At 65.4% G+C, this 12,623-nt stretch carries 7 protein-coding genes; 6 read left to right on the top strand and 1 reads right to left on the bottom strand.

Annotation, left to right across the window (positions count from 1 at the left end):
* Window positions 1–3: 3 nt before the first annotated feature.
* The gene (locus HWE04_RS06350) at window positions 4–3,240 is read left to right on the top strand and encodes an efflux RND transporter permease subunit (protein ID WP_241811897.1); all 3,237 of its coding nucleotides are present in this window, start codon (window positions 4–6) and stop codon (window positions 3,238–3,240) included.
* 22 nt (window positions 3,241–3,262) lie between these two features.
* On the top strand, window positions 3,263–4,810 hold the full coding sequence (locus HWE04_RS06345; protein WP_241811896.1) for an efflux transporter outer membrane subunit: 1,548 nt from the start codon (window positions 3,263–3,265) through the stop codon (window positions 4,808–4,810).
* Here HWE04_RS06345 and pabB read toward each other — a convergent pair.
* Entirely contained in the window at window positions 4,807–6,663 is a 1,857-nt protein-coding gene (pabB, locus tag HWE04_RS06340; RefSeq protein WP_241811895.1) for an aminodeoxychorismate synthase component I, read from the bottom strand. The genes HWE04_RS06345 and pabB overlap by 4 nt on opposite strands.
* A 128-nt stretch (window positions 6,664–6,791) precedes the next feature.
* Between pabB and HWE04_RS06335 the strand changes: the two genes are divergently transcribed.
* The 4 genes from HWE04_RS06335 to HWE04_RS06320 all read left to right on the top strand — a co-directional run bounded on the left by HWE04_RS06335 (window position 6,792) and on the right by HWE04_RS06320 (window position 12,622).
* Window positions 6,792–8,195 carry an MFS transporter gene (locus HWE04_RS06335; RefSeq protein WP_241811894.1) on the top strand — a complete coding sequence of 468 codons (1,404 nt, stop codon included), beginning with the start codon at window positions 6,792–6,794 and terminating at the stop codon, window positions 8,193–8,195.
* Window positions 8,196–8,220: 25 nt separating this feature from the next.
* On the top strand, window positions 8,221–9,123 hold the full coding sequence (locus HWE04_RS06330; protein WP_182994376.1) for a DMT family transporter: 903 nt from the start codon (window positions 8,221–8,223) through the stop codon (window positions 9,121–9,123).
* Window positions 9,124–9,185: 62 nt separating this feature from the next.
* Window positions 9,186–10,172: a magnesium and cobalt transport protein CorA gene (locus HWE04_RS06325; RefSeq protein WP_006462433.1), complete on the top strand. Its 987-nt coding sequence runs from the start codon at window positions 9,186–9,188 to the stop codon at window positions 10,170–10,172.
* Window positions 10,173–10,489: 317 nt separating this feature from the next.
* Window positions 10,490–12,622 (top strand): TonB-dependent siderophore receptor, encoded by a 2,133-nt coding sequence (locus tag HWE04_RS06320; protein ID WP_446719216.1) that lies wholly within the window; start codon window positions 10,490–10,492, stop codon window positions 12,620–12,622.
* Window position 12,623 lies beyond the last annotated feature (1 nt).

Here is a 12,623-nt window from a genome sequence, read left to right as displayed (position 1 = left end):
CGCATGAATATCTCGTTTCCCTTCATCAAGCGGCCCATCGCCACCACACTCTTGACCATCGGCATCGCGCTGGCGGGCATGGTGGCCTTCCGCCTGCTGCCGGTATCGCCGTTGCCGCAGGTGGATTACCCGACCATCTCGATCTCTGCCTCGCTGCCCGGCGCCAGCCCCGAGACCATGGCCGCGACCGTGGCCACGCCGCTGGAACGCGCCATGGGCGCCATCGCCGGGGTCACCGAGATGACCTCCACCAGCTCCCAGAACTCCACCCGCATCACCCTGCAGTTCGACCTGAGCCGCGACATCGATGGCGCCGCCCGCGACGTGCAGGCCGCGCTCAATGCCGCGCGCAGCCTGCTGCCCACCGGCATGCCGAGCAACCCGACCTATCGCAAGGTCAACCCGGCCGACGCCCCCATCCTGATCCTGGCCATGACCTCCGACACCATGACCCAGGGGCAGATGTACGACGCCGCCGACAGCATCGTGGCGCAGAAACTGTCGCAGGTGCGCGGGGTAGGGCAGGTCAGCGTGGGCGGCAGTTCACAGCCGGCCGTGCGCATCGAACTGAACCCGACCGCCCTCAACAAGTACGGCATCGGCAGCGCCGACGTGCGCACCGCGGTGGCTGCCACCAATGCCAATCGCCCCAAGGGTTTGCTGGAAGACGATGGCCGTAACTGGCAGATCTACGCCAACGACCAGGCCAAGACCGCCGCAGAATACGCGCCACTGATCGTGTCCTACCGCAACGGGACGCCGGTGCGGGTGCAGGACGTGGCCGAAGTGCGCGACTCGGTAGCCGATGTGCGCAACGCCGGCTCCTCCAACGGCAAGCCCTCGGTGCTGATCATCATCAACCGCCAGCCCGGCGCCAACATCATCGACACCGTCGACAATGTGCGCGAGCTCTTGCCGCAGCTGCAGGCCTCGATCCCGTCCGCCATCGACATGAAGGTTGTGCTGGACCGCACCCCCACCATCCGCGCCTCGTTGAAGGAAACCGAATTCACCCTGATCCTCTCGGTGGCGCTGGTCATCATGGTGGTGTTCCTGTTCCTGCGTAACGCCCGTGCCACGCTGATCCCCGCAGTGGCGGTGCCGGTGTCCCTGATCGGCACCTTCGGCGTGATGTACCTGGCCGGCTTCAGCCTGGACAACCTGTCGCTGATGGCGCTGACCATTGCCACCGGCTTCGTGGTGGACGATGCCATCGTGGTGCTGGAAAACATCTCGCGCCATATCGAGTCCGGCATGAAGCCCTACAAGGCGGCCCTGCTTGGTGCGCGCGAGGTCGGCTTCACCGTGCTGTCGATGAGCATTTCGCTCATCGCCGTGTTCATCCCCATCCTGCTGATGGAAGGCATCGTCGGCCGCCTGTTCCGCGAATTCGCCATCACCCTGTCGGTGGCCATCCTGGTCTCGCTGGTGGTGTCCCTGACCACCACGCCGATGATGTGCGCGCAGTTGCTGCGCCATGACCCGGAGGCCGACGCAGCGCGTCGCCAGCGGCGCCATCCCTGGCTGCAGAAGATTTCCGACCAGACCGCCGCCATCTTCGACGACATGCTGCTGGCCTACGAACGCACCCTGGCCTGGGCCCTGCGGGCTGCCCCCCTGATGATGCTGATCCTGCTGGCCACGATTGCCCTGAACGTGTATCTCTACAAGGCCATCCCCAAGGGCTTCTTCCCGCAGCAGGATACGGGGCGCCTGATCGGCGGCATCCGTGGCGACCAGGCCATTTCCTTCCAGGCCATGCGCACCAAGCTCAACGACTTCATCGACATCGTCAAGGCCGACCCCGCCGTGTCCGATGTGGTGGCCTTTACCGGTGGGCAGCGGCGCAATGGCGGCTTCATGTACGTGACCCTGAAGCCGCTCACCGAACGCAAGGACAGCGCCGACAAGGTAGTGGCGCGGCTGCGCATGAAGACCGCCAAGGTGGCTGGCGCCCGGGTGTTCCTGGTACCGGTGCAGGACATCCGCATCGGTGCCCGCCAGAGCGACTCGCAGTATGAATACTCGCTCAAGTCCGACGACGTCGGCCTGCTGCGCATCTGGGAACCCAAGATCCGCCTGGCCCTGTCCAACCTCAAGGAACTGGAAGACATCAGCACCGACCAGCAGGACAACGGCCTGCAGACCACCCTGACCATCGACCGCGAGACCGCCATGCGGGCCGGCGTGACGCCACAGCTGATCGATTCCACGCTGTCCGACCTGTTCGGCCAGCGCCAGATCTCGACCATCTACAGCGGCATGAACCAGTACCACGTGGTGATGGAAGCCGCGCCGCAATACTGGCAGAGCCCGGAAACCCTGCGCGATACCTATGTCAGCCTGGCCGGCTCGTCCAACCTGTCGCCGACCACCTCCAGCCTATCCACCCCACCGGCCCTGTCAGCGGCCGGCAAGCTCAATGCCAACACCGGCCTGGCGCAGACCATTTCCACCGCGCCCTCGCGCCAGATTCCACTGGCCGCGTTCTCGCGCTTCGAGCCGACCACGACCGCGCTGTCGGTCAGCCACGAGGGCCAGTTCGTGGCCTCCACGCTGTCCTTCAACCTGGCCGAGGGCGTGTCGCTGTCGCAGGCCACGGAAGCCATCGACCGCGCCATGGCGCAACTGGGCGTACCCACCAACGTGCTGGGCACCTTCGCCGGTACCGCCAATGCCTTCCAGTCCTCCACCTCCAGCCAGCCCCTCCTGATCCTGACGGCATTACTGGCCGTGTACATCGTGCTGGGCATACTCTACGAGAGCCTGATCCATCCCATCACCATCATTTCCACCTTGCCCTCGGCCGGTGTGGGCGCCTTGCTGGCACTGATGGTGACCGGCACCGACTTCAGCCTGATTGCGCTGATCGGTGTGATCCTGCTGATCGGCATCGTCAAGAAGAACGCCATCATGATGGTGGACTTCGCCATCGATGCCGAACGCAATCGTGGCCTGTCTCCGCGTGACGCTATCTTCGAAGCCTGCCGGCTGCGCTTCCGTCCGATCATGATGACCACCATGGCCGCCTTGCTGGGCGCGATCCCGCTGGCCATGGGCCACGGCGACGGCGCCGAGCTGCGCCAGCCGCTGGGCATTTCCATCGTCGGCGGACTGGTCGTGAGCCAGCTGCTCACCCTCTATACGACCCCGGTGGTGTACCTGTACATGGAACGCCTGCGCGCCTGGGGCCAGCGCCGCTTCGGCCGCAAGAACCAGACAGAAACCTCGGCGGCCTGAGGCTGCCGCCATGGAGAAACGCATGACGCAACAAGACCTGCTCAAACTCAAGCCCGTGCTGATGGCGCTGGCGGTCAGCCTGGCGCTGACGGCCTGCGCGGTCGGCCCTGATTACGTCCGACCGCAGATGGACGAGGCCACCATGGCCCCGGCCGTCTTCAAGGAAGGCCAGAACTGGAAGCCCGCCCAGCCGCGCGACCTGATGGCCGACGGCAAGTGGTGGGAGATGTTCAACGATGCCCAATTGAATGCGCTGGTGGCGCAGGTGGACGTCTCCAACCAGAACCTGGCGCTGGCCGAAGCCAACTTCCGCAGCGCCGTGGCGCTGGTGCAGAGTTCGCGCTCGGCCTATTCGCCTACCTTGTCGGCTTCGGCCGGCGCTTCGCGAGGCCGCTCCGGTTCGGCCGGTTCATCGACCTCGTCCGGTACCTCGTCGTCGTCCGGATCGTCCGGATCGTCCGGCAGCGTGCGCAATTCCTATACCTTCTCGCTCACCGCCGCCTGGGAGGCCGACATCTGGGGCAAGGTCCGGCGCGACGTCGAATCCAGCCAGGCCAGCGCCCAGGCCAGCGCAGCGGACCTGGCCGGCGCCCGCTTGTCGGCGCAGGCACAAGTGGCGCAGAACTACCTGCAGCTACGCGTGCTGGATGCCCAGCAGCAGTTGCTGGATGACACCGTGCAGGCCTACCAGCGCTCGCTGGAGGTGGCGCAGAACCAGTACAACGCCGGCATGGTCGCCAAGTCCGACGTGATCCAGGCGCAGACCCAGCTGAAATCGGCCCAGGCCTCGGCCCTGGACAACGGCGTCACCCGCGCCCAGATCGAACACGCCATCGCCCTGCTGGTGGGCAAGACACCTGCCAGCTTCTCACTGCCCAGGTCGCCGCTGACCGCCGTGGCGCCGCCGGTCCCGCAGGGTGTGCCGTCGATGCTGCTGGAGCGCCGTCCCGACGTGGCCGCCGCCGAGCGCCGCGTGGCCTCCGCCAATGCCAAGATCGGCGTAGCCAAGGCCGCCTATTTTCCCAGCCTGACGCTGTCGGCCTCGGGCGGTTACCAAAGTTCCACCTTTGCCGACTGGTTCACACTGCCGGGTCGGGTGTGGTCGCTGGGACCACAGCTGGCACAGACCATCTTCGACGGCGGCGCGCGCCAGGCCGCCACCGATCAGGCCATCGCCAGCTACGACGGCACGGTGGCCACCTACAAGCAGACGGTGCTGACCGCCTTCCAGGAGGTTGAAGACAACCTGGCCGCATTGCGCATCCTGGAGCAGGAAGCCGCGGTGCAGGGCGAAGCGCTGCAAGCGGCGCGCCAGGCCGTCACCCTGGTGACCAACCAGTACAAGGCCGGCACGGTGAGCTACGTCAACGTCATCACCGCCCAGGCCACGGCCCTGTCGGCCGAACTGAATTCATTGAATATCCTGAACCGCCGCATGGCCGCCAGCGTGTTGCTGGCCAAGGCCCTGGGCGGTGGCTGGGACGGACATAGCCTGGATGACCTGGGACCGCTGGAGCAGCAGAGTGCAGAGCGGGCCAGGGGCTTGAAGGAGAATGCGGCTCTGCGTTAGCAGGCGAGAGTGTCGCTGACGGGCTCTTGCGTTGCCAGTCGGGCCTGCAGCACGCCCCGCAACGCATTGCACACCACCACCTCTTGCGCGCGCATCAGGTCGGCGCGGGTGATGACGGCTTCGCGGGCCTGCCAGTGTGGATCGGCCAGCAGGACGCCGCGCATCACGCCGGGCAGCACGCCGGCGGACAGGGGCGGGGTGCGCCACTGCCCGTCAAGTCTGACGAAGACATTGCTGCGTCCCCCCTCGGTCAATTCATCGCGCTCATTGAAGAACAGCATGTCGAAGCCGCCACGTCGTTCGGCTTCTTTCCAGGCCGCGTCGTAATGTGCACGCCGCGTGCTCTTGTGACGCAGGAAAAAGTCGTCGCTGGCGCAACGATGCTCGGCCAGGAAGACTGTCACCGGGCCCGCCAGCGGTTGCAGCGGTGCATGCTGCAGGCTGATGTTGCCGCCTGCATCCAGTGCCAGTCGCAGGCGCAGGACGACGTCCTTGGGCAGGCCGCCGCAGAGCGCATCGATCTGCTGACGCGTCGCCTTCTCGTCGCAGGGAAAACCGAATACCGCCGCCGAGGCCTGCAGCCGCTGCAGGTGCAAGTCCAGATGACGGCAGCCGGCGTGGCTGGCGTGCATGGTCTCGAAGAGGCTGAATTCCTGTTCCAGCCCGGTGAGGAAAGTCGCTTTCAGGCGGCATTCGGCAAATTCGGCGGCGGCGTCACTGTCGTAGACGATGCCGGCGCCCACGCCCATCACGCCCTGTCGCAGGCCATGCTCAGGCGCTTGCAGTTCCAGTGTGCGGATCGGTACCGACAGGCAGAAGTCGCCGATGCTGCCGCCGCCTTCGCGTGGCGCGTCGAACCAGCCGATGGCGCCGGTGTACAGGCCTCGGGCCTCGGTTTCCAGCTCGTCGATGATTTCCATGGTGCGCCGCTTGGGTGCGCCGGTGATGGAGCCGCAGGGGTAGAGGGCGGCGATGACGGTGGCTAGCGTGGCGTCCTCGCGCAGGCGGGCGCGGATGGTGGAGGTCATCTGCAGCACCTGCCCATAGCGGCGCACGTCGAACAGGTGCGGCACCTGGACTGAACCGGAGCGGGCTACGCGGCCCAGGTCGTTGCGCAGCAGGTCCACGATCATCAGATTCTCGGCCCGGTTCTTTTCATCGTTGGCCAGGGCCAGGGCGCGCTGGGCATTGATCGTGTCGGCAGCGTCAGCCTGGGCATCCATGGCCCGTGCGGTGCCTTTCATCGGCTTGGCCTGCAACATGCCATCCTGGTGCGAGACGAACAGTTCCGGCGAGCAGGACAACACCATGCCACCCTGCGCATCGCGCACCAGCGCACCGTAAGGCACCGGTTGGCGTGCCCGCAGGCGGCGGTAGAGCGTGATGGGGTCACCATGGACCTTGAAGTGCAGGCGATAGGTGTAATTGACCTGGTAGGTGTCGCCGGCGGCGATGTAGTCGCGGATGCGTCCGATGGCGGCGCTGAAAGCGGCCTCATCGACGCTGCTGCGCAGGTTGACGATGCCGGCCGTTTCAGTGGCGCACTGGCCCGCCAGCCAGGCATCGACCTCGGTCGCACCCAGGCGCTGGCAGTGCTGGAACAGCAGGACGCGCGCCAGCGGGGCCGTCAGCGGCCGGTGCGGCAAGCCCTGCAGTGCCGCGCCCAGTTCGTAGCTCCACAAGGCGACCGCATGCTGGCCAGCGGCCAGCGCTGCCTGCATCTGCGCCAGCAGGGCCCCAAAGCCGGCGGCGTCGGTGCAGGCCAGCGTGCGCAGGTGGCCGGTATAGAGGCGCGAGCGCGGTTCGGCCGGCGTGGCAAGATGGTCGTCGAGGAGGGCGAAGCAGTCGGTCATGGAACAGGGGGGCAAGGACGGCAAGGGCAGGCAGGGCAGCGCAGCACCGCCGGCAGCATGATAGCGTAAAAGGTATACTTGAAGGCTTGCCACGCTGCCAGGGCGCTGTCCCTTCACTACCTAGTCCGATGCCCATTCCACGCACCTTCATCATTCCCCTGATCGTCGCCTGTGCGCTGTTCATGGAACAGATGGATTCCACCGTCATCTCGACCTCCCTGCCGGCGCTGGCGCTGGACATGAATGTCGATCCGATTTCGCTCAAGCTGGCGCTGACCTCCTACCTGGTCAGCCTGGCCGTCTTCATTCCCATTTCGGGCTGGATGGCCGACCGCTTCGGCTCACTCACCATCTTCCGCACCGCCATCTGTGTCTTCATGCTGGGCTCCATCCTGTGCGGGGCTTCCTCGACCCTGCCGCAGTTCGTGGCAGCGCGTTTCCTGCAGGGCATCGGCGGCGCCATGATGGTGCCGGTGGGGCGCCTGGTGATCCTGCGCAGCGTGGAAAAGGTCAATCTCGTCAAGGCACTGTCCTACCTGACCATTCCTGCGCTGTTCGGGCCGGTGCTGGGGCCGCCGCTGGGCGGCTTCATCACGACCTACTTCCACTGGCGCTGGATCTTCTTCATCAATATCCCGATCAGCATTCTCGGCCTCTACCTGGCTACGCGCTTCATTCCCGACCTCAAGGCCGGACAGGTGGCGCCGCTCGATTTCAAGGGTTTCGTGCTCTCGGCGCTGGGCTGCTCGCTGCTGATGATGGGGCTGGCGACCTCCGGCCGGCATCTGGTGTCGGGCGATGTCTCGCTGGCCTGCGTGGTGGCGGGCGTGCTGTTCCTGGCAGCTTACGTGTGGCATGCGCGTCGTGCCACGGCGCCGCTGATCGACCTGGCGCTGTTGAAGATTCCCACCCTGCGCGCCGGTGTCTTCGGCGGCTCGCTCTATCGCGTGGGGATCGGCGCCATCCCCTTCCTGCTGCCGCTGATGCTGCAACTGGGCTTTGGCTATACGCCTTTCCATTCGGGGCTGTTGACCTGCGCCTCGGCGGCCGGGGCCATGTTCATGAAGACCATCGCCGCCCGCTTCCTGCGTCGCTATGGGTTCCGCCGGGTGCTGCTGGTCAATGGCGCGCTGGGCGTGCTGGGCTTGTGGGCCATCGCCGGCTTCACGCCACAGACGCCGTATCTGCTGATGGTGCTGGTCCTGCTCATCGGTGGCTGCTTCCGTTCGCTGCAGTTCACCAGCCTCAATGCGATTTCTTACGCCGATGTCGACAAGCAGCGCCTGAGCCAGGCCACCAGCATGGCCAGCGTGGCGCAGCAGTTGTCCATCGGCATGGGCGTGGTGCTGGCCGGCTTTGCCCTGCAGATGTCGAACGACCTCCAGGGTCACGCCACCCTGGTGGCCCAGGATTTCTGGCCGGCCTTCCTGGTGGTGGGGGCGGTAGCGGCGCTGGCGCTGCTGATGCTGCGCCAGTTGCCGCATGATGCCGGCGCCGAGATGGCCGGGCAGCAAGAGAACAAGTCGGCCTGACGTGGCCGCCACGACGAGGAGCGCAATGCGTAGCGATCAGCCCTACAAAGCCCTGTGGTTCCCGCTGGGTGCCGTCCTGATCTGGGCCGGCAACACGGTCATCAGCAAGATGTCGGCCAGCGTCATCGCGCCGGAGGATATTTCCTTCTACCGTTGGGTGCTGGCTGCAGCGCTGATGTCGCCCTTCCTGGCGCGCTCGACCTGGGCCGCACGCGCGCAGATCCGACCCCATCTGGGCAAGATCCTGGTGCTGGCGCTGCTGGGCATGGTGCTGTTCCAGAGCCTGGCCTACTTCGCCGCCGCCACCGCGTCGGCCACCAGCATGGGCATCATTGCCTCGCTGATGCCCTTGCTGACGCTGGTGCTGAGTATCAAGCTGCTGTCCGAACCGCCCACCATCGGCACCCTGGCCGGCGGGGTGCTGTCGCTGTTCGGCCTGGCGGTGCTGATCGGGCGCGGTCACCCGCAGAACCTGTTCGAGCAGGGCGTGGTCACCGGCGATCTGCTGATGCTGCTGGCCACCATCGCCTATGGTCTGTATGGCGTGATGCTGCGGCGCTGGGCGCTGCCCCTGCGCACCTGGCAATTGCTGTACATGCAGGTGCTCATGGCGGTGGTGCTGCTGTTCCCGGGCTTCGTGCTGGGCCATCATTCGCCCATCACCCGCGACAACCTGCCCATCCTGCTGTATGCGGGCATTGCCGCTTCCATCCTCTCGCAGTTCCTGTGGATGCGCGGCGTGGCCTACCTGGGCGCCAGCCGCTGTTCCATTTTCGTGAACCTGATGCCGGTGTTCACTGTCATCATTGCGGTAGCGGCGCTGGGCGAGCAATTGCATGGCTACCACGCCGTGGGCGGCCTGATCACGCTGGCCGGGGTGATCATGGCGCAGGTGTTCAAGCAGCGCCTGCGCTGGCGTGCCGGCTGAGCCAATCTCGCCGACAGAACCCGGTTGATCCGACAAGAACAGGTTGAGAACAGGAAAGAGACATGATCGATCCCACCATGATCGTCAATTGCACGGTCTACAAGAAGGGCAAGAAGCTGCGGGACATCACCCTCGATGAAATCAGCGACGTGCTGGAAGAGGAGGGGACCTTCGTCTGGCTGGGCCTGCTCGAACCCAATGTCGAGCTGATGAACAAGATCAAGGAAGAGTTCTGCCTGCACGAACTGGCGGTGGAAGACGCCTACGCCGCCCACCAGCGGCCCAAGATCGAGGAATATGGCGATACCCTCTTCGTGGTCCTGCACACGGCCCAACTGGCCGGCGGCGAGGTGCAGTTCGGCGAGACCCACATCCTCACCGGTCCGCGCTTCGTGGTCACGGTGCGGCACGGTGCCTCGCGCAGCTATGCCAAGGTGCGCGAGCATTGCGAGATGCTGCCCGAGCGCCTGGTGCGCGGCCCCAGCTTCGTGCTCTATTCCATCATGGACTTCGTGGTCGACAACTACCGACCCATCATGGATGACCTGGAAGCCAAGTTTAGCCAGTACGAGGAACAGCTCTTCAACCCCGGTGCCATCAGCGGCAAGGCCTACCTGCAGGAGCTCTACCAGTTGAAGCGCCAGCTGATCCGCCTGCGCTCGGCGGCCTCGCCGCTGCTGGATGTCTGCACCCAGCTGCTGCGTTTCCATGAAGGGCTGATCACCAAGGACGGCAAGGCCTACTTCCGCGACATCTATGACCACGTGGTGCGCTTCATCGACACCGGCGACCGCCTGCGCGAAATGGTGGAGTCGGCGGTGCAGATCAACCTGGCCCAGGTCACCATCCACCAGAACGAGATCGTGCAGACCCTGGCTGGCTGGGGTGCCATCCTGGCCATCCCGACCATGATCTTCAGCCTCTACGGCATGAACTTCGCGCACATGCCCGGCTTGTCCTGGCAGTGGAGTTTCCCGCTGGTTCTGGGGGGCATCATCACCGCCTGCACGCTGCTGTGGCGGCGTCTGCGCAAGGCAGGATGGCTCTAGGCTGCCGCTCCAGTCCAACCGGTCTTTTTCTTTCAGATCATAGCGAGGTGGGTGCGACAATTGGTCGCAGCCACTGGCTCGCCTGCGCTTTTATACTCCCGCCTGCCTTGATCGGCGGCGCGAAGAGGCAGCGTCAGACACGCATGGCCGGACCTGATTCGGCTGGCTCGTGTTTCCGATGCCTGTCTTTCTTCTTGCTAAATGCAACACGGTTGCATAAAATGCCGGCCTGACCGCGTGAGCCGGTCACCACGCTCGCGGCAAGGCAGCTCAGCACCCAGCCGCAACACACAAAAAACACAAGGGAAAAGATGAAAATGACCGCACTGCGGGCGGCCGTGCTGGGCGCGCTCGCCATGAGCCAGGCCCACAGCCTGGCCTGGGGCGCCGATACCACCACCAACACCGCCGCCACCTCCGCCAGCGCCGACAGCGGACTGGGGCAGGTCGTGGTGACCGGCACCGGCGAGCGCCAGCAATACCGCCAGAACGCGACCTCCAGCGCCACCCGCAGCGAGACCCCCTTGCAGGAGTTGCCGCAATCGGTCCAGGTGGTGTCGCGCCAGCTGATCGACGACCTGGCCGCCACGCGGCTGGATGACGTGCTGCTTTACGTGAGCGGGGTGGCCAGGCAGAACAATTTCGGCGGCCTGTGGGACAACTATTCCATCCGCGGCTTTTCCGGCAGCGAAAACGGCGGCATGAACATCCTCTGGAACGGCTTCGCCTCCAACCGTGGTTATGCGCCGCCGCGCGACATGGCCAACGTCGAGAGCGTGGACTTCCTCAAGGGACCGGCGGCGGCCCTGTACGGCAATAGCGAGCCGGGCGGCACCATCAACGTGGTCAGCAAGAAGCCGCAGTTCAAGTCGGCCAATGCGCTGGATCTGTCCATCGGCACCAACAACACCTACCGCAGTGCCGTCGATTCCACCGGCGCCCTCAACAGCGAAGTGGCCTACCGCATCAACGCTGCCATGGAGCACAAGGGCAGCATGCGCGACGACGTCACCAGCCAGCGCGAATTCCTGGCGCCGGCCTTCACCTGGGTGTTGTCGGATCGTACGGTCCTGAACTACGAAGGTGAATTCCTGCGCCAGAAGGCGCCGCTGGATCGCGGCATCGTCGCCGTCAACGGTAATCCGGGCGTGCTGCCGGTCTCGCGCTTCCTGGGCGAGCCACGCGATGGCGACATCAAGATGGAAAACCGCAACCACCTGCTGACGCTGGAACATCGCCTGGACGACAACTGGCATGTGCGCACCGGCGTGTTCCACAAGGATGGCAGCCTGGATGGCTTCTCCACCGAGGCCTCCGCCCTGCAGGCCGACAATGCCACCCTGCGTCGCCAGCGCCGCTATCGCGACTACAGCTGGCACGACACCTCGTTGCAGGCCGAACTGGGCGGCAAGCTGCAGACCGGCGGTATCGGCCATGAGGTGCTGGTCGGCACCGAGATCGACTGGCTGACGCTGGACCAGCGCATGCTGCGCATCAACCCCAGCGCCGCAGCGCCCTACGCGGTCAACATCTACACCCCGGTCTACGGCCAGGCGCAACCCACGCCCCTGCCCAACACCGATACCAGCGAGCGCCAGATCAGCACCGCGCTCTATCTGCAGGATCAGGTGAGCCTGTCGGATCGCTGGAAATTGCTGGCCGGCGTACGCGCCGATTCCTTCCGCTCCACCCTGAACAACTGGCGCAGCGGCGCGACCACGCGCCAGGACAAGAGCGCCGTTTCGCCGCGCCTGGGCCTGACCTACCTGATCACGCCCGCCTGGTCGGTCTATGCCTGCGCCAGCAAGTCCTTCCGCCCCAACAGCGGCAGCGACGTGCAGGGCAATGCCTTCAGTCCCGAAACCGCCCGCGCAGCCGAAGCGGGTTTGAAGTTCCAGAGCGAGGACCAGCGCAGCGGCGCCACCCTGGCCGTGTTCGACATCACCAAGCAGAATGTGCTGACCACCGATCCGTCCAATCCCTCGTTCTCGGTGGCGGCTGGCGAAGTGCGCAGCAAGGGTGTGGAACTGGATGCCAATGCCAAGCTCGGACGTCACTGGCGCCTGACTGGCAACCTGGCCTATACCGACGCCTATGTCGCCAAGGACAACACTCTCACCGTCGGTGCGCGGCTGGTCAACGTGCCGCGCGTGTCGGGCAGCCTGCTGGCAGTGTTCGAGGATGTCGATGCGCACGGCGCACCCTTTGGCGTGGGTGGCGGCGCCAGCTATGTCGGGGCGCGTACCGGCGACCAGGCCGGCAGCTTCCGGTTGCCCGCCTATGCCACGGCGCGGGCACTGGCCTACTGGCAGTTCACGCCACGCATGAAGCTCTCGCTGGACGTCAATAATCTTTTCAACAAGCGTTACTACACCAGCTCCTACAACAACCTGTGGATCATGCCGGGTGACGAGCGCAATGCCATGCTGGCGTTGAACGTCCGGTTCTGAG

It is taken from the genome of Herbaspirillum sp. C7C2, assembly GCF_022627865.1.
Classification (GTDB): Bacteria; Pseudomonadota; Gammaproteobacteria; order Burkholderiales; family Burkholderiaceae_D; genus Herbaspirillum; species Herbaspirillum frisingense.
The sequence above is the reverse complement of the archived record's forward strand: the minus strand, read 5'-3'. Positions and strand labels throughout refer to the sequence as shown.

Bases quoted from the DNA above. Each gene is read 5' to 3' on its own strand.
- HWE04_RS06325 (WP_006462433.1), top strand. From the start codon at position 9,186: ATGATCGATCCCACCATGATCGTCAATTGCACGGTCTACAAGAAGGGC.
- HWE04_RS06320 (WP_446719216.1), top strand. From the start codon at position 10,490: ATGACCGCACTGCGGGCGGCCGTGCTGGGCGCGCTCGCCATGAGCCAG.
- HWE04_RS06345 (WP_241811896.1), top strand. From the start codon at position 3,263: ATGACGCAACAAGACCTGCTCAAACTCAAGCCCGTGCTGATGGCGCTG.
- pabB (WP_241811895.1), bottom strand. From the start codon at position 6,663: ATGACCGACTGCTTCGCCCTCCTCGACGACCATCTTGCCACGCCGGCC.
- HWE04_RS06350 (WP_241811897.1), top strand. From the start codon at position 4: ATGAATATCTCGTTTCCCTTCATCAAGCGGCCCATCGCCACCACACTC.
- HWE04_RS06330 (WP_182994376.1), top strand. From the start codon at position 8,221: ATGCGTAGCGATCAGCCCTACAAAGCCCTGTGGTTCCCGCTGGGTGCC.
- HWE04_RS06335 (WP_241811894.1), top strand. From the start codon at position 6,792: ATGCCCATTCCACGCACCTTCATCATTCCCCTGATCGTCGCCTGTGCG.